Raw genomic sequence first — 18,012 nt, forward strand, 5'->3', positions numbered from 1 at the left:
AAGGTCTATCAGCAGCAGGTCGTCGCCAATGCCCGCGCGATGGCCAAGGTGTTCCTCGATCGCGGTTACAAGGTGGTGTCGGGCGGTACCGACAATCATCTGTTCCTGCTCGATCTGGTGGCCAAGAACATCACCGGCAAGGACGCCGAAGCAGCACTCGGCAAGGCGCACATCACCGCCAACAAGAACTCGGTGCCGAACGATCCCAAGTCGGCCTTCGTGACTTCGGGCCTGCGTCTCGGCTCGCCGGCCTCGACGACGCGCGGCTTCAAGGAAGCGGAAATGGCCTCGGTCGCCGGCTGGATCGCCGACATCGTGGATGCAATGAGCAGCGGCGGCGACGTCGATGCCACCGTGCTGCGCGTGCGTGGCGAAGTCGAAGCGCTGTGCGCGCGCTTCCCGGTCTATCGCGCCCTGAAGAAGGCTGCGTGAACCGATGAACAGGGCCTTGCTGCGCAAGCTGTCGTCCTCGAACTGAGGCCGGCGCGCGCATGCAATGCCCATTCTGCAAAGCCACCGACACCCGGGTCATCGACTCGCGGCTGTTCGAGGATGGCACCCAGGTTCGCCGCCGCCGCGAGTGCCCGGTCTGCGATGCCCGCTTCACGACTTACGAGCGCGCGCTGCTGCAGATGCCGTACGTGCTCAAGCGTTCCGGCACGCCGGAACCGTTCGATGAGGACAAACTGCGCCGCGGCATCGAGCACGCGATCTTCAAGCGGCCGGTGCCGCCGGAAAAGGTCGATCACGCGATCGAGAACGTGATGCGCAAGCTGCGTGCGGTCAACGAGCGCGAAGTGGCGTCGATGCGGATCGGCGAATGGGTGATGGACGAACTGCGCGATCTCGACCACGTTGCCTATGTGCGCTTTGCTTCGATCTACCGCTCGTTCCAGGACGTCAACGCCTTCCGCGAAGAGATCAACCGCCTGGAGCAGTTGCCGACGCCGGAAGCCCGGCGCAGTCAGTTGCCGCTGATCGCTGCCGAACTGCCGGCGGCGGAAGCGATCGCCGCGGCTACCGCCAAGCGCCTCGCCACCGAACACGAAAAGCCTGCCCGGGCGACCAAGCGGGTCAAGTGAGCGAGCCGCGACAGTTCATGGCCCGCGCGCTGGCGCTGGCCGCGCAGGGCCGAGCCACGACGCATCCCAATCCCCGCGTCGGCTGCGTGATCGTTCGCGATGGACGCATCGTTGGCGAAGGCTGGCATCAACGCGCCGGCGAGCCGCATGCCGAAGTGTTCGCGCTGCGTGCGGCTGGCGAGCTGGCCCGCGGCGCCGATGTCTACGTGACGCTAGAACCCTGCGCCCATCACGGCCGCACGCCGCCCTGCGCTGATGCGCTGATCTCTGCCGGTGTCGCGCGCGTGTTTGCGGCGGTCGGCGATCCGTTCGATCAGGTTGCCGGACAGGGCTTCGCGAAGCTGCGTGCGGCCGGCATCGAATGCACGTCCGGGTTGATGGAAGCCGAAGCGCGCGCCTTGTGCCGCGGCTTCCTGTCGCGCATCGAACGCCGCCGGCCCTGGGTGACGCTGAAGCTGGCGATGAGTCTCGATGGCCGTACCGCGATGGCCAATGGCGAAAGCCGCTGGATCACCGGCGAGCAGGCGCGCGAGGACGTGCATCGTTTGCGCGCCGAAGCCGGCGCGGTGCTGAGCAGCAGTGAAACGGTGCTCGCCGATGATCCCGAATTGACTGTGCGATTGCCGATTGCCGATGAGCAGAACTGGCGGCAGCCGGATCGAATTGTTCTGGATAGCCATGGCCGCGTGCCGAAGACGGCAAAGGTCTGGCGCGAAGGTGCGAGGCGTTTCTGGCTGACGGCTGGTGCGCCGGCACATCCCGTCACCAATGTCGAAATGGTCGCGCTATCGGCAGACGCCAATGGCCAAGTCAGCCTGCCAGCCGCGCTGGCTTTCCTTGCCACGCGCGACGTCAACGAAGTGCTGGTCGAATGCGGCCCGCGCCTCGCCGGCAGCTTGCTGCGCGCGAATCTCGTCGATGAGCTGATCGTCTACGCAGCACCCAAGCTGCTCGGCGACGCCGCCCGCGGGCTCGTCCGTCTGCCGGGCTTGGAGCGGCTGGCCGATCATGTGGCGCTGGCATTCACTTCGGCCGAGCTGCTCGGCCCGGATCTCAAAATCACCGCTCGCTTGATGAGCAAAGGAAGTTAAGGATGTTCACCGGAATCGTCGAAGCGCTGGGGCGCATCGAAAAGCTGGAAGCGGTTGGCGGCGATGTGCGCCTGACCATCGCGACAGACGGCGCCTATCTGGATGGCGTCAACCTCGGCGATTCGATCGCTTCCAACGGCGTCTGCCTGACGGCCGTTGCGCTGCCGGACAAGGCGTTCGTTGCTGATGTCTCGGTCGAAACGCTGGACGCGACGACTGCCCGCAGCTGGATCGCCGGCACACCGCTGAACCTCGAGCGAGCGCTAACGGCGCACAAGCCGCTCGGCGGCCACATGATGTCCGGGCATGTCGACGGCGTCGGCCATCTGGTCGAGAAACACGTCGATGCGCGCTCCTGGCGGCTGAGCTTCGAAGCGCCGCAACTCATCGCCCGCTACATCGCCCGCAAGGGCTCGATCGCGATCGACGGAGTAAGCTTGACGGTCAATGCAGTGGCCGGCAGCCGGTTTGAAGTGAATATCGTGCCGCACACCTGGGAAAACACGACGCTGGGCGCGCTGGTGCCGGGCAGCAAGGTCAACCTCGAAGTCGACCTGATTGCCCGTTACCTCGAACGCCTGCTGGAGGCGAGACAAGCATGAGCAAGATCAGCAACATCCATCCGATTTCCGAAGCTCTCGCTGCCGATGCGCGCGAGCGCACGCTCGATCCGATCGAAGACATCGTCGCCGACATCCGTGCCGGCAAGATGGTCGTGATCATGGACGACGAGGATCGCGAGAACGAAGGCGATCTGATCATGGCGGCGAGCCTGTGCCGGCCTGAGGACATCAATTTCCTGGCGCGCTTCGGGCGCGGCCTGATCTGCCTGACCTTGACCGCCGAACGCTGCCGCCAGCTGCGCCTGCCGCCGATGGTCGCCTATGGCGACGACCTGCATCAGACCGCGTTCACGGTGTCGATCGAAGCCTCGAAAGGCGTGACCACCGGCATCTCCGCGCATGACCGTGCCCACACGGTGCAGGCCGCAGTGAAGGCCGATGCGCGTCCGGAAGATCTCGTCCAGCCTGGCCACATCTTTCCGCTGATGGCCCAGCCGGGTGGCGTGCTGACCCGCGCCGGCCACACTGAAGCGGGCTGCGATCTGGCCCGCCTCGCGGGTGTCGAACCGGCCTCGGTGATCGTCGAGATTCTCAACGACGACGGCACCATGGCCCGCCGTCCGGACCTCGAAGTGTTCGCCCGCGAGCACGGCCTGAAGATCGGCACGATTGCCGATCTGATCCGCTATCGCCTGCATCACGAGCACACCATCGAGCGTGTCGCCGAAACCACGGTGCATACCGAGTTCGGCGATTTCCGCCTGGTCACTTATCAGGATGCGGTCGAGAACACGCTGCACATGGCAATGGTGCGCGGCACCGTCGATGCGGAAGCGCCGACCCTGGTCCGCGTTCACATCGGCAATCTGCTGTCCGACGTGTTGTGCGTCGAACACAGCGATTTCTCCTGGCCGATCCGCAAGGCGCTGCAGCGCGTCGCCGAGGAAGGCAGCGGCGTCATCGTGCTGCTGCGCAAGAACAGCTCGCCGCGCGAGGTCGTCAAGCAGATCGTCGCCTTGAGCACGCCGCACGCTTCGGCACCGTCGCAGACTTCGGACGAAGCACAGACCCTGCGTACTTACGGCATCGGCGCCCAGATCCTCACCGACCTCGGCGTGCGCAAGATGCGCGTGCTGTCCGGCGCGCCACGCAAGATGCAGGCGCTGTCCGGCTTCGGTCTTGAAGTCGTCGAATACGTTCACACCCACTGATGTCCACCGCAGAGCGCCCCGTGTCCAAAGCCGTCAAGAAAGCTGTCCAGAAAGCCACGGTGAAGCTGCCGCTGCCCGCCCCCCACAAGAGTGGCTACGCCGCGCCGCCGAAGCCGGAGAAGGGCGAGTTCAAAGGCAAGCGCATCGCCGTGGTCGCGACGCGCTGGAATGTCGAAGTCGTCGAAGCGCTGACCGTCGGCGTCCACAAATGCCTGAAGGACTGGGGCGTGTCGCCGCGCAGCGTGCAGTCGTTAATGGTCCCCGGCGCTTTCGAGCTGCCGCTGGCGGCGTCGGCGCTGATGGACAGCGGCAAGTTCGACGGCGTGGTCGCGCTGGGCGCCGTGATCCGCGGCGATACGCCGCACTTCGAGTTCGTTGCCGGCGAATGCTCCCGCGGTCTGCGCGAAGCCGCGCAGATCTACGGCGTGGCGCTTGGCTTCGGCGTGCTGACCGTCAATACGGCGGAGCAGGCTTACGAGCGCTGCAAGCCGGGCAAGGAAAACAAGGGCTATGAAGCCGCCGCCGCGATGCTCGAAATGATTCGTCTGCTGGATTCGATCGATGTCTGAGCCTCTGCCCAGCCATTCTCCGAACAGTTCAGCCAGCAACGCCGCCAGCGGTTCATCTAGTCTGGGCGTCAACCCGACCAGTCGTCGTGGCCTGGCTCGGCGTCTGACTGTGCAGGCGGTCTATCAGTGGATTCTCAATCAGACTGCGCCGGAAACCCTGATCAAGGAATTCCGCGAAATGCCGGACGGCCTCGGCCGTGCCGATCCGGAATATTTTGGTGAATTGCTGCGCGGCACCGTCGCCGATGCCGCAACGCTGACCACGCAGATCGTGCCGCATCTCGATCGTCCGCTGAACCAGCTCGATCCGGTCGAGTACGCGGTGCTGCTGATGGCCGTGTACGAGCTGAACAACCGGCCCGAAGTGCCGTATCGCGTGGTCGTCAACGAAGCCGTGAACCTGGCCAAGGTGTTCGGCGCCGAGGACGGCTACAAGTTCGTCAACGGCGTGCTCGACAAGATCGCGCGCCAAGTGCGGGCCATCGAAATCGGCGGCTGATCCGGAACGCGCTCGGCCGATCCATGGACGAGTTCGCGCTAATTCGCCGCTACTTCGCGCCGCTGAGTCCAGCGGCCGAAGGCGTGGTGCTCGGCATCGGGGACGATGCCGCGATCCTCGCTCCACCAGTCGGCTACGAGCTGCTGATGACCAGCGACACTCTCGTCGCCGGCCGCCATTTCCCGCTGGCCACTGCGCCGTACGACATCGGCTGGAAAGCGCTGGCGGTGAACCTGTCCGACCTCGCGGCGATGGGGGCTGAGCCGCTGTGGTTTCTGCTGGCGCTGACCCTGCCGCAACCCGATGAAGCCTGGCTCGCTGGTTTCGCGGATGGCTTGGGCACGCTGGCACGCCGGCACGGCATTTCGCTGGTCGGGGGTGACACCACGCGCGGGTATCTGTCGATCACGATCACTGCCGTCGGGTCGGTGCCGGCGAGTGCCGCGTTGCGCCGTGATGGCGCCAGGCCCGGCGATCTCGTCTGCGTCACCGGCACGCTCGGCGATGCTGCGCTTGGCCTGCGATTGAACGGGTTTGAAAGCCGCGCGCCCTGCGCGCAGAGCGAACACGATCTCCCTGCACTGCGCGCGCGGCTGGATCGACCGACGCCACGGATCGAAGCCGGTCTCGCGCTGCGGGGATTCGCCAGTGCCGCGATCGATCTGTCCGACGGTCTCGCCGGCGATCTCGGCCATGTGCTTGCGGCCAGCGGCGTCGGTGCCGATCTGCGAGCGGATGCACTGCCGATGTCCGAAGCTTTCTCCCGACAGGCCGAAGCGGGCGACCGTCTCAGTTTGCAGGCCGCTGGCGGCGATGACTACGAACTCTGCGTCTGCCTGCCCCCAGATCGTCTGGCCGCAGCACGAGCAGCAATCGCACCGTTGCCGCTGACGGTGATCGGCACGATCAGCGCTGAACTTGGCTTGCGCTGGCATGCCGCCGATAGCACGCCGCTGAATCCCGAACTGCACAGCTATCAACACTTCGATGACCGTCGACAAGCGCCCTGATGGATCTCCGGTGATCGGCGTCTTCGACTCCGGCCTCGGCGGCCTGTCGGTGCTGAGCGAGATCGTCGCCAGGCGGCCGGACTTGTCGGCGATCTATGTCGCCGATTCCGGCCACTGCCCCTACGGCGCGAAGTCCGCGGACCAGATCATCGAGCGGGCGACGGTGATCACCGATTTCCTGCTTGCGCAGGGCGCGCAGCTGATCGTCGTGGCCTGCAACACGGCGACGATTGCCGCTGTCGAATATCTGCGCGCGACGTACTCGGTGCCTTTCGTCGGCATGGAGCCGGCGGTGAAGCCGGCCGTTGCCCGTACGCGCTCCGGCGTCATCGGCGTGCTGGCCACCGGCGCTGCGCTCGCGGGCAACAAGCTGCTGACGCTGATCGACCGCCATCGCGGCAGCGTGCGGGTGATCACCCAGCCTTGTCCGGGCCTGGTCGAACAGGTCGAGGCCGGCGACCTCGACGGTCCGGTCACCGTGGCGCTGCTGCGCGAGTACGCGCTGCCGCTGCTTGCCGCCGGCGCCGATACGCTGGTGCTCGGCTGCACGCACTATCCGTTTCTGCGCGAGGCGCTGGCACAGATCGTCGGGCCGGACGTGGTGCTGCTCGATACCGGTGAAGCTGTTGCGAGACGCGTAGCCAGCCTGTTGCCCGCCGTCGATTCCGCCGCTGCAGCGGGCTCGCTGCGCTGGTACAGCTCCGGTGAGTTGCAGCAGATGAACAGCGTCGGCAGCCGCTTGTGGGGCAGTGCGATCACTTCTGATGTGCTGGTTCAAGACGACGGGGCACGCTGAGCATGCAATCGAAATCGGCCCGCAATGCCTGGCGCCCGAATGCCCGCGAGATCATGACTTCGCCAGTGCATCTGCTCGCGTTCGGGTTTGGCAGCGGCCTGATGCCGAAAGGTCCGGGCACCGCCGGCACCGTGGTCGGCATTCCGGTGTTCCTGGCGATGATGCATCTGAGCCTGCCGGTCTTCGCTGCGCTGACCGTCGGGCTGTCGATCTTCGGCTGCTGGGTCTGCGGCGAATCGGCGCGCCGGCTCGGCGTGCACGACTACGGCGGCATCGTCTTCGATGAAATCGTCGGTTACGCGATCGCCGCCGCACCCTTGCTGCCGGCGCTGGCGCTGAACCGTCACGGGCTGTGGCCGGGGTTGATCGCGGCGTTCGTGCTGTTCCGCATCTTCGATATCTGGAAGCCCTGGCCGATCAGCTGGCTCGATGCTCGGTTGCAGGGCGGCATCGGGATCATGGTCGATGATCTGGTCGCCGGCGTGTTCGCGGCGGCCGTGCTGTGGAGCGGGTTGCTGCTGCTGGGCTGAGTTGCCCGGCCAAGCAGGTGCGCGCAAAGACGCCGAGAAAGGCTTTTCAAGGTTTTTTTTCGTTTTGCTGTTCTTCGCGCCTTTTCGCCTTTGCGTGAGCTTACTGTTCTACCGCAAGCGGTAAGCCTTGTTGTTATGGCAATCCCGCGCCACATCCGGCAGATTGGCGATCTTGGCTTTTTGGTTTTCCCCCATGAATTTCGACATGAACTCACGATCTGTCCGTATCGGTTGCGCCTCTGCGTTCTGGGGTGACACGAACACTGCAGCGGCTCATCTGCTGAGCAAGGGTACGCTCGATTACCTGGTTTTCGACTACCTCGCCGAGATCACCATGTCGATCCTCGCCGCCAAGCGGATGAAGGATGCCAACGACGGTTACGCGACTGATTTCGTCGAGCACGTGATGGCGCCGCTGATGCCGGAGATCAAGCGGCAGGGCGTCAAGGTCGTCGCCAATGCCGGTGGCGTGAATCCGCTGGCCTGCAAGGCGGCGCTGGAAGCGGCGGCGGTGAAGGCCGGCGTCGATCTTCGGGTCGCCGTGGTGCTCGGCGATGACCTGATTCCGCGCAAGAAAGACTTCGCCGATCTGGTCGAATGGGAAACTGGTGCTGCCGCGCCTGCGAGCTTGCTGTCGATGAACGCCTACCTGGGGGCGATACCGATCGCGAAGGCGCTGGCCGCCGGTGCCGACATCGTCATCACCGGTCGCTGTGTCGATTCCGCGGTCGTGCTCGGGCCGCTGATGCACGAGTTCGGCTGGGCCGAGACCGACTACGACCGCCTCGCTGCCGGCAGCCTCGCGGGCCACATCATCGAATGTGGCGCGCAGTGCACCGGCGGCAATTTCACCGATTGGGAACTGGTGGCTTCGGGCTATGCCGACATGGGTTTCCCGATCGTCGAATGCGCCGCCGACGGCAGCTTCGTGGTGACCAAGCCGGAAGGCACTGGCGGCCTTGTTTCAGTGAACACCGTGCTTGAACAAATGCTCTACGAGATCGGCGATCCCCGCGCCTATCTGCTGCCGGATGTGTCCTGCGATTTCTCGGAAGTCGCGCTCGAACAGATCGGGCCGGATCGCGTGCGGGTAACGGGCGCAATCGGTCGTGCGCCGACGGCGAGCTACAAGGTCAGCGCCACCTATCCGGCCGGTATGCGCTGCGCGGCGCTGTTCATGATCGGCGGCATCGATGCGGCGAAGAAGGGCAGGGCCTCGGCGAACGCGATCATCGAGAAAGTGCGCCGGCAGCTGCTCGAGCAGAAGCTCGGTGATTTCACCGGCGTCGACATCCACTGCATCGGCGCCGAGGAAAGCTATGGCGCGCAGGCCCGTAGGGCTGCGGCGGCGACGCGCGAAGTGGTGGTCAAGATCGCCGTCCAGCATCCGAATCCGAAAGCGACGCGCCTGTTTGCCCGCGAGATCGTCCAGGCGGCGACGGCGATGGCGCCCGGCTACACCGGCTACTTCGGCGGCGGGCGGCCCGAACCGAGCATGATTCCGCGTCTGTTCACGACCCTGGTCGCGAAAGACCGGCTGGCGATCGAAGTGGTGATCGGTGACCAGCGCTTCCCGGTCGCGGTGCCGACGGCCGGCGGCTTCGTCCATCCGGGCCCGTCTCTGGTCAGCGACGCGATGAGTCTGTCGAGCGACGAGACGGTGACGGTGCCGCTGATCCGGCTGGCGATCGCTCGCTCCGGCGACAAGGGCGACCACGCCAACATCGGCGTCGCGGCGCGCAAGCCCGAGTTTTTGCCGGCGATCCGAACGGCATTGAGCGAAGCGGCCGTCGCCGGCTGGTTCGCCCAGGTGCTGGCGTCGCCGGGCAAGGTCGAGCGCTGGGATCTGCCCGGTACATCCAGCTTGAATTTCCTGCTGCATCACGCGCTCGGCAGTGGTGGCGCGGCCAGTTTGCGCAGCGATCCGCAGGGCAAATGCTTCGCTCAGATGCTGCTCGAATTCCCGGTCTCGGTGCCATCGGCTCTGCTGAAGGAATCAGCCTGAGTTCAGCGGTCTGGCTGTTCTATCCGGATCGGGATGCACAGTTCGGCGGCCAGATAGTATGATTGCATACCAATTTTCGGCTGATCTGCATGTTGCAATGCGTCACGCGCGGGTACAATTGCCAATCCATACTCTGCAGTATCCATAACTAGCCACTGCCTTATTCGAGCCAACATGACTGTTGAACGCGATGTGATGGAGTACGACGTTGTCATCGTCGGTGCCGGCCCTGCCGGTCTTGCCGCCGCCTGCCGCCTGAAGCAGAAAGCCGCCGAAGCCGGGGGCGAGATTTCCGTCTGCGTGGTTGAAAAGGGCTCGGAAGTAGGTGCCCACATCCTGTCCGGCGCGGTGTTCGAGCCGCGTGCGCTGAACGAACTGTTTCCGAACTGGAAAGAGCTCGGCGCGCCGCTGGAAACGCCGGTCAAGCGCGACGACATCTATCTGTTCACCAGCGAATCGGCATCGGTCAAGCTGCCCGGCCTGTTCGTGCCGAAGACCATGCACAACGAAGGGAACTACATCATTTCCCTCGGCAAGCTGGTGCGCTGGCTGGCGACGCAAGCCGAAGGCCTCGGCGTCGACATCATTCCCGAGTTCGCCGCTCAGGACGTGATCATCGAAGACGGCATCGTTCGCGGCATCACCATCGGTGACAAGGGTGTCGATCGTCACGGCAACCAGACCGCCGATTTCGCGCCGGGTCCGGAACTGCGCGCCAAGTACACCTTCTTCGCCGAAGGCTGCCGCGGCCATATCGGCAAGCGTCTGCTCAAGGATTTCGCGCTCGACAAGGACGCCGATCCCCAGCATTACGGCATCGGCCTCAAGGAACTCTGGAAGATCGATCCTGCGAAGCATCAGCCGGGTCTGGTCGTTCACGGCGCTGGCTGGCCGCTCGGCCTCGGCTCGGAGTCCACCGGTGGCTCGTTCCTGTATCACCTCGAAGACAACTTGATCGCGGTTGGTCTGATCGTTGATCTGTCGTACTCGAACCCGTATCTGTCGCCGTTCGACGAGTTTCAGCGCTTCAAGCAGCACCCTGTCATCAAGCAGCATCTGGAAGGCGGCGAACGCTTTTCCTACGGCGCGCGCGCGATTGCCAAGGGCGGCTACAACTCGCTGCCAAAGATGGCCTTCCCGGGCGGCGCGCTGGTCGGCTGCGATCTTGGCACGATGAATTTCTCGAAGATCAAGGGCAGCCACACGGCGATGAAGTGCGGCATGCTCGCTGCCGAAGCCGCAGCCAAGGTGCTGTTGGCCGGCGCCGAGGGCGGTGACGTGCTGACCGGTTACCCGACCGAGTTCAAGGCCAGCTGGCTGCATGAAGAGCTGTACTGCAGCCGCAACTTCGGCCCGGCGCTGCACAAGTTCGGCATCCTGTTCGGCGGCGCCTTCAACTGGGTCGACCAGAACCTCTTCGGCGGCAAGATTCCGCTGACCCTGCACGACACCACTCCGGACTACCAGACCCTGAAGCCGGCCGCGCAGAGCACCAAGATCGAATACCCGCGGCCGGACGGCAAGCTGACGTTCGACAAGCTGTCGTCGGTGTTCCTGTCCTCGACCAATCACGAGGAAGAGCAGCCGGTCCATCTGAAGCTCGCCGATCCTTCGATCCCGATCGCCAAGAACCTGCCGATGTACGACGAACCGGCGCAGCGTTACTGCCCGGCCGGCGTCTACGAAGTGATCGGCGAGGGTGATGCCAAGCGCTTTCAGATCAACGCCCAGAACTGCGTGCACTGCAAGACTTGCGACATCAAGGACCCGGCGCAGAACATCACCTGGATCGCTCCGGAAGGCTCGGGCGGCCCGAACTACGCGGCGATGTAATCCGCACTCACCGGCGCTCCGATGTCCGACATTCAGCATCTGCTCGACAACAACCGCCGCTGGGCGGCCGAGATCGATCGCACGCGCCCGGGCTTCTTCGCCGGGCTGGCCAAGCAACAGGTACCGGAGTACCTGTGGATCGGCTGCGCCGATAGCCGCGTGCCGGCGAACGAGATCATCGGCCTCGATCCGGGCGGCGTGTTCGTTCATCGCAACATCGCCAACGTGGTGGTGCCGACCGATCTCAACTGCCTGTCGGTGCTGCAGTACGCGGTCGACGTGCTGAAGGTCAAGCACGTGCTGGTCGTGGGCCATTACGGCTGCGGTGGCGTCCGTGCGGCGCTGGATGGCACCCGCGTCGGCCTCGCCGACAACTGGCTGCAGCACGTCCGCGACATCGCCTCCAAGCATCGCGAACGGCTGACCGCGGAGTCAGACGATGATCGCCGCGCCGATCTGCTCTGCGAACTCAATGCCCTGGAGCAGGCGAGCCACATCTGTGAAACGACGATTGTTCGCGATGCCTGGGAACGCGGACAGAACCTGCGCGTCCATGCCTGGGTCTATGGCCTCAAGGATGGTCTCGCTCGCGAGACCGGCTTCAGCGCCGGCAGCGCCGCAGAATTCGCACGGCTGCGGCAACATGGCGTCCCCGGCCTGACTGCCTGAGCGTCTCCGCAGAGCCCCGGAAAACTTTTTTACAACCTCCCCGTTGCCCGTTAGAGAGAACAGATGAAAGCACTGGTCAGCGTCAAAAGAGTGATCGACTACAACGTTCGCATCCAGGTCAAGCCGGACGGCTCGGGCGTGGTCACGGACGGCGTCAAGCACAGCGTCAATCCGTTCGACGAAATCGCGATGGAAGAAGCGGTTCGTCTGAAAGAGAAAGGCAAGGTCACGGAAATCATCGCCGTCACCGTCGGTGGCGCGAAGTGCGAAGAAACGCTGCGCACCGCGCTGGCCTTCGGCGCCGATCGCGCTGTGCACGTGAAGGTGGATGAAGAAATCCAGTCGCTGACCGCCGCCCAGGCGCTGGCCGCCGTGTTCAAGAAGGAAGGCACGGAAATCTTCTTCCTCGGCAAGCAGGCGATCGATGACGACGCCGCGCAGACCGGCCAGATGGTTGCCGCGCTGCTCGATCTGCCGCAGGCCACGTTCGCATCGAAGGTCGAGATCGACGGCGGCAAGGCCACGGTCACCCGTGAAGTCGACGCCGGTCTGGAAACGCTGGAAATCGATCTGCCGGCGATCATCACCACCGATCTCCGCCTCAATGAGCCGCGCTATCTGAAGCTGCCGGACATCATGAAGGCGAAGAAGAAGCCGATCGAAGTGGTCAGCCTCGCCGATCTCGGCGTCACCGCCGCCGCCGCCCTGAAGCGCGTCAAGGTCGCCACCCCGCCGAAGCGCTCGAAGGGCGTGATGGTGAAGACGGTTGACGAACTGGTCACCGCGCTCAAGGGCAAAGGCCTGATCTAACCGTCTTCACACCTTAGGAGTATTTCCATGAGCAAGATTCTCGTCATCGGCCAGCAGGCCGAAGGCAAGCTGAACAGCGGTATCGCCAAGGTCGTCAACGCGGCCAAGGCCATTGGCGGCGAAATTCATGTCGTCGTCTTTGCTGCCGATGGCAGCGCCGCTGCCGCCCAGGCCGCCGCCATCGACGGCGTCACCAAGGTCATCCAGATCGACCGCGCCGAGAACGACCACGGCCTCGCCGTGATCGTCGAGCCGCAGATCGTCGCCCTCGCCAAGACCGGTTACAGCCATGTGTTCGCGGCTGGCACCACCTTCGGCAAGGACCTGTTGCCGCGCGTTGCCGCCAAGCTCGGCGTGCAGCAGGTGTCGGACATCATGGCCGTGCACGGCGCCACCAGCTTCGATCGTCCGATCTACGCCGGCAACGCGATCCTCACCGTCGAAGCCCCGGCCGAGCCTTGCGTCGTCGCGACGATTCGTCTGGCCTCGTTCCAGGCCGCCGGCGACGCCGCCGCTGCTGCGCCGATCGAGAAGCAGACCCTCGACGTGACCCTGCCGACCCACACCCGCTTCGTGAAGCTGGAAGCGCAGAAGAGCGAGCGTCCGGAACTGCAGAGCGCCAACCGCGTGGTCTCCGGCGGCCGTGCACTGGCCTCGAGCGAGAACTTCTCGATCATCTACTCGCTGGCCGACAAGCTGAAGGCCGGCGTTGGCGCCTCGCGCGCTGCCGTCGACTCGGGCTACGTGCCGAACGACATGCAGGTCGGTCAGACCGGCAAGATCATCGCGCCGGAGCTGTACTTCGCGATCGGCATCTCGGGCGCGATCCAGCATCTCGCCGGCATCAAGGACGCGCGCACCATCGTCGCCATCAACAAGGATCCGGAAGCACCGATCTTCGAAGTGGCGGACTACGGTCTGGTCGGCGATCTGTTCACGCTGGTGCCGGAACTCGAATCGAAGGTCTGATTCGCGGCAACATCGCTAGCTGAACGCACGAAGGCCGGGAAACCGGCCTTCGTCTTTTCCGACGCAGCCCCGCGCCGGCGAGACTGTTTTTGCTCGCTTTTTGAGAAGCGCCTCAGGGCTCGCCGAGCTTCGGCCGCCAGTCGACGGCGCCGAAACGGGTCTGGCCAAGGAAGCTGTAGGCGATGCTGAACACACCTACTTTCTGGCGTGTCTTGCCGGTCTCGACATAGCTCGCATCGCGCCGCGACATCGTGTACTTCAAAGTCAGGCCGTGCAGGTTGTAGATGCGCCCGGTCAGGCCGACTTCGGCACGCAGGATGTTCTCCTCGCCCGAGGTATCTTTCGAAGCCAGACTGCCGACGTAGTAGTCACGCAGGGTCGCTTCGATCGAAAGGCGATCGCCGAGGATCAATCGCGAGGTCAGCAGGCCTTGTGGTGCGATGCCGTTGTGATAGTCGCGCTCACCAGCTCCGCGGACCGCGCCCGCCGAACCGTAACCAAGGCTGGCCAGCGCCGTGCTCTGCAAGGCGACCGTGCGCGACAGCCACCACTGGTTGGTGGTGCCGAGTCCGCCCGCAGTGGTCGACACCCTGAAGATCTGCGGCGAGATGTAGTCGTAGCTGCCGTACAGGCCCCAGACGCCGCGGACGTTGGCACCGGCCGAGTACGGTTCGCCGATCAGCAGGCCGCGGGTGATGACGTTCTCGAAGACGTTGGCGGTCGACGCGGTGAACTGGAAGTGGAAGTAGTCGAACGGTCGGTCGTAGCGATAATCCGGCTTGCCGGGCAGACCGTAGGCGATGGTGAAATCAGCCGTGCCTTCTCCGTTGCGATAGCTCTGCGGAATCACCGGACCGCCGACCGTGCGGTTACCGTTGATGTTCGAACTGACATCGGCGTCGAAATTCACGCCAACTTGCACGCGCGTGTAAACCGCCGGCGCACGGCTTCGGAAGACGCCATCGAAACGGTCTCCGTAGGCTGCGCGGTTGACGCCGGTGGACGGCGAGATCAGTGCCGCGGCGATCTCGCGCAGCACGCCCGGACGTCCGGTGCCGCTTTCCAGCAGCAGGCTGGCCATGCGGAACAGCGGCTCGCCGAGGAAGCTGCCGCCGATGCCGGTGGTGAACTGATCGTTGATCGACGGCGCCGTTGTTTCGCCGGCCAGTTCCCAGAACAGGCTGCCGAGCAAGGTGGCCGCAGAGGCCTGCCAGTAGTCCAGACCGGCCGAGCGCGCGAAGCCGTGATACATCGAGCCCTGATAGGGATGCCCGAACTGGTTGATCGCGAAAGGATCGTTGTCCACCACCCACTTGCCACCGACGTTGCGGCGGATCGAATCCAGGGTGACGTTGTATTCGTCCTTGTCGATGAAGTAACGGTCGACCCGATTGAGCAGCACGTCGAAAGTGATGATGTCGAAGGCCGTCAGCCAGTAGCTCTTGCCGTCGCCCTTGCCCCAGTTCAACACCGGCTTCGGCGCACCTTCGGCGAAAGCGCTGGGTGCCTTCAGCTCCGCTGGAGCAGTCAGTTTCGGATCGTCGGCCAGTATTTCGCCCGAGCACGGCAGGCTTCCCATGCTCAAGAGTCCGACTAGGCAACCGGCGATGGCTTTGTGCTGAGTTCGCGACATCTGTCTTCCCCCAAATGACGATGCGGTACCGCAGGATGTCGCAAGCCCTGAAGGCGTCGTCAACGTCCGCCCGAAGCCTTCTTGTCGAGCATCTGCAAAATATTCAAAGCGACGCAGCCGTACCGCCGACAGCGCGCACGCAAAACACACAGATCGAACGGATCAGGGCGTCGCGATCCTTCACCACTTCGCGCGCGGGTCCGATTGGTCCGACCAGCGCTTCGGTGTACGCACCGACGATGCAGGCAGCACTGGCATCGAGGTTCTGGGCCGGGAATTCACCGTTGGCAACGCCATCGGCCAAGATCGCGCGGATCACGTCGGCGAAGCGCTTGCGCTCGCGGATGCGGGCGATGTCGACTTCCGGATCGGCCGGTTCGGCAATGAAGGCATAGGCGAGGTTCGGTCCATTCAGTGCGCGTCGGGTGAAGGATTCCACGGCGGCGAACAGGCGATCATGCGCCGTGCCCGGGCCGGTCCGAATCGCATCGAGAATGACGATCTCGTGCGTCACCGCCGCTGCCAGCACTTCCACGAACAGATCGGTCTTGGCCTTGAAGTGACGATAGATCACGCCGGTCGACATGCCGGCGACATTGGCCACGGCGCTGATCTGCGCGCCGCGCAGGCCGCCGCTGGCGATCAGGCCGCGGGTGGCTTCGAGGATCCGCTCGCGATTGCTCGCGAGGCGTTCTTCCATCAGCGGGGAACGGCGATAGGCCACAGGAAAAGTCTGGAAAGGCTCGACAAATGATTGGGAATTCAAGAAATGAATATTACTTCATTTCTTGTGCTAGATTCCGCTCGGCCCATTAAAAAACGTTTCGGAAATCGCTCATGCCTGTCATCGAATCGAAGGTCGATACCCACAGCCCGCAGTTCAAGCAGCACCGCGAGGATCTGCTGGCGAAGATCGCCGAGTTTCGCGCCATCGAGGACAAGGGCCGCGCCGAGGAAGAAACCAAGCGCGCCCGCTATCACCAGCGCAAACAGCTGCTGCCGCGTGAGCGCGTGCACCTGATGCTCGATCGCGGCTCGCCGTGGCTGGAGTTGTCGACGCTCTGCGGCTACAAGATGCACGACGACAAGGACGGAAGCTTGGCCGGCGGCAACATGATCACCGGCATCGGCTATGTATCCGGCGTGCGCTGCATGGTCATCGCCTCGAACTCGGCGATCAAGGGCGGCACGATGACGCCGTTCGGCGTGCAGAAGACCTTGCGCCTGCAGCAGATCGCGCTCGATCAGAAGCTGCCGGTGGTGTCGATGATCGAGTCCGGCGGCGCCAATCTCATGTACCAGGCCGAGCTGTTCATCCCCGGCGGCACCACTTTCGCGAATCAGGCGCGTCTGTCCGCCGCCGGCATTCCCCAGGTGACCATCGTCCACGGTTCGAGCACCGCCGGCGGCGCCTACATGCCGGGTCTGTCGGACTACGTGGTGATGATCCGCAAGAACGCCAAGGTGTTCCTCGCCGGTCCGCCGTTGCTCAGGGCTGCGACTGGCGAGATCGCCATCGACGAAGACCTCGGCGGTGCCGAGATGCACACCCAGGTCGCCGGCACCGGCGAATTCCTGGCCGAGAACGATGCCGACGGCATCCGCATCGCGCGAGACATCGTCCGCAACCTCGACTGGAACCGGAACAAGCCGGCTGCCGTGTTGCGTGAAGTGCGTGCGCCGCTCTACGACATCGACGAACTCTGCGGCGTGGTCCCCGCCGACTACCGCAAGCCCTACGACTGCCGCGAGGTGATCGCGCGCCTGGTCGACGGCTCGGAGTTCCTGGAGTTCAAGAACGAGTACGACCAGCAGACCATCTGCGGCCGCGCGGTGATCCACGGCCATCAGGTCGGCATCATCAGCAACAACGGGCCGATCACCGTCAGAGGCGCGACCAAGGCCGGCCAGTTCATCCAGATGTGCTGCCAGTCGGATATTCCACTGGTCTATCTGATGAACACCACCGGCTACATGGTCGGCACCGAGAGCGAGCAGGGCGGCATCGTCAAGCACGGCTCGAAGATGATTCAGGCGGTGGCCAACGCCACCGTCCCGCAGATCACCATCGTCATGGGCGGCAGCTTCGGTGCCGGCAACTACGGCATGTGCGGCCGCGGCTTCGGCCCGGAGTTCATCTTCGCCTGGCCGAACTCGCGCACGGCGGTCATGGGTGGCGAGCAGGCTGCGAAAGTGATGAGCATCGTCACCCGCGACAAGTGGATCAAGGAAGGCAAGACGATCGGCGACGCGGAAGAAGCGCAGCTGGCGGCGATCGAGTCGAACATCGTCAAGCAGTTCGATGCGCAGTCGACTGCGTTCGCCGCTAGCGCCCGCCTGTTCGACGACGGCCTGATCGATCCGCGCGATACCCGCAAGGTGCTCGGCATGACCTTGTCGATCTGCCGCGAGGCGCAGGGGCGTCAGGTCACGCCGAACAGCTTTGGTGTTGCTCGTTTCTAGCGCGCCCGAATCCCGTCATTCCCGTGCAGGCGGGAATCCAGTTTCGACCTTTGCCTATCGCTGGCAACCAAGAATTGGATCCCCGCCTTTGCGGGGATGACGATCCGAATAAATTGGAGAGCACGATGAATTTCACCCACGAACACCAATCCCTCTACGACACGACCAAGAAGTTCGTCGAGACCGAGCTGAATCCCAACGTCAAGGAATGGGAAGAAGCCGGTATCTGGCCGGCGCGTGAAGTGCTGAAGAAGATGGGCAATCTTGGTCTGCTCGGCA

18 protein-coding genes and 1 pseudogene are annotated in these 18,012 nt (G+C 64.2%); 17 read left to right on the top strand and 2 right to left on the bottom strand.

Annotation, left to right across the window (positions count from 1 at the left end):
• From glyA to QZY06_RS05380, 15 genes and pseudogenes are all read left to right on the top strand, one after another.
• Positions 1-432 (top strand): annotated as a pseudogene (gene glyA / locus QZY06_RS05310) (serine hydroxymethyltransferase); the annotation flags it as partial.
• Positions 433-491: 59 nt separating this feature from the next.
• Positions 492-1,082, top strand: coding sequence for a transcriptional regulator NrdR (gene nrdR / locus QZY06_RS05315; RefSeq protein ID WP_295681197.1), 591 nt, complete (start codon positions 492-494; stop codon positions 1,080-1,082).
• 17 nt (positions 1,083-1,099) lie between these two features.
• Positions 1,100-2,173, top strand: coding sequence for a bifunctional diaminohydroxyphosphoribosylaminopyrimidine deaminase/5-amino-6-(5-phosphoribosylamino)uracil reductase RibD (gene ribD / locus QZY06_RS05320; RefSeq protein WP_367275566.1), 1,074 nt, complete (start codon positions 1,100-1,102; stop codon positions 2,171-2,173).
• A 2-nt stretch (positions 2,174-2,175) separates the two neighbouring features.
• Positions 2,176-2,775 carry a riboflavin synthase gene (locus tag QZY06_RS05325; protein WP_295681203.1) on the top strand — a complete coding sequence of 200 codons (600 nt, stop codon included), beginning with the start codon at positions 2,176-2,178 and terminating at the stop codon, positions 2,773-2,775.
• A complete protein-coding gene (ribBA, locus tag QZY06_RS05330) occupies positions 2,772-3,947 on the top strand; it encodes a bifunctional 3,4-dihydroxy-2-butanone-4-phosphate synthase/GTP cyclohydrolase II (RefSeq protein ID WP_295681205.1) in 1,176 nt (391 codons plus the stop codon). Before QZY06_RS05325 ends, ribBA begins: the two co-directional genes overlap by 4 nt.
• A 143-nt stretch (positions 3,948-4,090) precedes the next feature.
• Entirely contained in the window at positions 4,091-4,516 is a 426-nt protein-coding gene (gene ribH, locus QZY06_RS05335) for a 6,7-dimethyl-8-ribityllumazine synthase (RefSeq protein WP_367275567.1), read from the top strand.
• Positions 4,509-5,015, top strand: coding sequence for a transcription antitermination factor NusB (gene nusB / locus QZY06_RS05340; protein WP_295681214.1), 507 nt, complete (start codon positions 4,509-4,511; stop codon positions 5,013-5,015). The genes ribH and nusB overlap by 8 nt, the downstream gene beginning before the upstream one ends.
• A gap of 23 nt (positions 5,016-5,038) precedes the next feature.
• On the top strand, positions 5,039-6,025 hold the full coding sequence (thiL, locus tag QZY06_RS05345; protein WP_295681218.1) for a thiamine-phosphate kinase: 987 nt from the start codon (positions 5,039-5,041) through the stop codon (positions 6,023-6,025).
• Positions 6,003-6,821, top strand: a complete 819-nt coding sequence (murI, locus tag QZY06_RS05350) for a glutamate racemase (protein ID WP_295681222.1) — start codon at positions 6,003-6,005, stop codon at positions 6,819-6,821. Before thiL ends, murI begins: the two co-directional genes overlap by 23 nt.
• 2 nt (positions 6,822-6,823) lie before the next feature.
• The gene (locus QZY06_RS05355) at positions 6,824-7,351 is read left to right on the top strand and encodes a phosphatidylglycerophosphatase A (RefSeq protein ID WP_295681224.1); all 528 of its coding nucleotides are present in this window, start codon (positions 6,824-6,826) and stop codon (positions 7,349-7,351) included.
• A 205-nt stretch (positions 7,352-7,556) separates the two neighbouring features.
• Positions 7,557-9,356, top strand: coding sequence for an acyclic terpene utilization AtuA family protein (locus QZY06_RS05360; protein WP_295681227.1), 1,800 nt, complete (start codon positions 7,557-7,559; stop codon positions 9,354-9,356).
• A 162-nt stretch (positions 9,357-9,518) separates the two neighbouring features.
• Entirely contained in the window at positions 9,519-11,189 is a 1,671-nt protein-coding gene (locus QZY06_RS05365) for an electron transfer flavoprotein-ubiquinone oxidoreductase (protein ID WP_295681250.1), read from the top strand.
• 21 nt (positions 11,190-11,210) lie between these two features.
• Positions 11,211-11,858, top strand: a complete 648-nt coding sequence (can, locus tag QZY06_RS05370) for a carbonate dehydratase (RefSeq protein ID WP_022977447.1) — start codon at positions 11,211-11,213, stop codon at positions 11,856-11,858.
• Between the two features lie 63 nt (positions 11,859-11,921).
• Positions 11,922-12,668, top strand: a complete 747-nt coding sequence (locus tag QZY06_RS05375) for an electron transfer flavoprotein subunit beta/FixA family protein (protein ID WP_295681231.1) — start codon at positions 11,922-11,924, stop codon at positions 12,666-12,668.
• Positions 12,669-12,695: 27 nt separating this feature from the next.
• Complete coding sequence (locus QZY06_RS05380) at positions 12,696-13,637, top strand: FAD-binding protein (protein ID WP_295681235.1); 942 nt, start codon at positions 12,696-12,698, stop codon at positions 13,635-13,637.
• Positions 13,638-13,749: 112 nt separating this feature from the next.
• Here QZY06_RS05380 and QZY06_RS05385 read toward each other — a convergent pair whose 3' ends face one another.
• Entirely contained in the window at positions 13,750-15,216 is a 1,467-nt protein-coding gene (locus QZY06_RS05385; protein ID WP_295681238.1) for a DUF3943 domain-containing protein, read from the bottom strand.
• 157 nt (positions 15,217-15,373) lie between these two features.
• Complete coding sequence (locus QZY06_RS05390) at positions 15,374-15,994, bottom strand: TetR/AcrR family transcriptional regulator (RefSeq protein WP_367275568.1); 621 nt, start codon at positions 15,992-15,994, stop codon at positions 15,374-15,376.
• 113 nt (positions 15,995-16,107) lie between these two features.
• Between QZY06_RS05390 and QZY06_RS05395 the strand changes: the two genes are divergently transcribed.
• Both QZY06_RS05395 and QZY06_RS05400 read left to right on the top strand, forming a co-directional pair.
• Positions 16,108-17,733, top strand: coding sequence for an acyl-CoA carboxylase subunit beta (locus QZY06_RS05395; protein WP_295681245.1), 1,626 nt, complete (start codon positions 16,108-16,110; stop codon positions 17,731-17,733).
• Positions 17,734-17,858: 125 nt separating this feature from the next.
• The coding region (locus tag QZY06_RS05400) for an acyl-CoA dehydrogenase family protein (RefSeq protein ID WP_295681256.1) at positions 17,859-18,012 on the top strand (154 nt) is incomplete at its 3' end.

The organism is uncultured Nevskia sp. (genome assembly GCF_903885465.1).
In the GTDB taxonomy this organism is placed as follows: domain Bacteria; phylum Pseudomonadota; class Gammaproteobacteria; order Nevskiales; family Nevskiaceae; genus Nevskia.

Excerpts from the sequence above, each read along its gene's own strand:
- QZY06_RS05325 (WP_295681203.1), top strand. The coding sequence starts at position 2,176 with ATGTTCACCGGAATCGTCGAAGCGCTGGGGCGCATCGAAAAGCTGGAA.
- QZY06_RS05360 (WP_295681227.1), top strand. The coding sequence starts at position 7,557 with ATGAACTCACGATCTGTCCGTATCGGTTGCGCCTCTGCGTTCTGGGGT.
- QZY06_RS05355 (WP_295681224.1), top strand. The coding sequence starts at position 6,824 with ATGCAATCGAAATCGGCCCGCAATGCCTGGCGCCCGAATGCCCGCGAG.
- QZY06_RS05380 (WP_295681235.1), top strand. The coding sequence starts at position 12,696 with ATGAGCAAGATTCTCGTCATCGGCCAGCAGGCCGAAGGCAAGCTGAAC.
- nrdR (WP_295681197.1), top strand. The coding sequence starts at position 492 with ATGCAATGCCCATTCTGCAAAGCCACCGACACCCGGGTCATCGACTCG.
- nusB (WP_295681214.1), top strand. The coding sequence starts at position 4,509 with ATGTCTGAGCCTCTGCCCAGCCATTCTCCGAACAGTTCAGCCAGCAAC.
- QZY06_RS05395 (WP_295681245.1), top strand. The coding sequence starts at position 16,108 with ATGCCTGTCATCGAATCGAAGGTCGATACCCACAGCCCGCAGTTCAAG.
- ribD (WP_367275566.1), top strand. The coding sequence starts at position 1,100 with ATGGCCCGCGCGCTGGCGCTGGCCGCGCAGGGCCGAGCCACGACGCAT.
- murI (WP_295681222.1), top strand. The coding sequence starts at position 6,003 with ATGACCGTCGACAAGCGCCCTGATGGATCTCCGGTGATCGGCGTCTTC.
- can (WP_022977447.1), top strand. The coding sequence starts at position 11,211 with ATGTCCGACATTCAGCATCTGCTCGACAACAACCGCCGCTGGGCGGCC.
- thiL (WP_295681218.1), top strand. The coding sequence starts at position 5,039 with ATGGACGAGTTCGCGCTAATTCGCCGCTACTTCGCGCCGCTGAGTCCA.
- ribBA (WP_295681205.1), top strand. The coding sequence starts at position 2,772 with ATGAGCAAGATCAGCAACATCCATCCGATTTCCGAAGCTCTCGCTGCC.
- QZY06_RS05375 (WP_295681231.1), top strand. The coding sequence starts at position 11,922 with ATGAAAGCACTGGTCAGCGTCAAAAGAGTGATCGACTACAACGTTCGC.
- QZY06_RS05385 (WP_295681238.1), bottom strand. The coding sequence starts at position 15,216 with ATGGGAAGCCTGCCGTGCTCGGGCGAAATACTGGCCGACGATCCGAAA.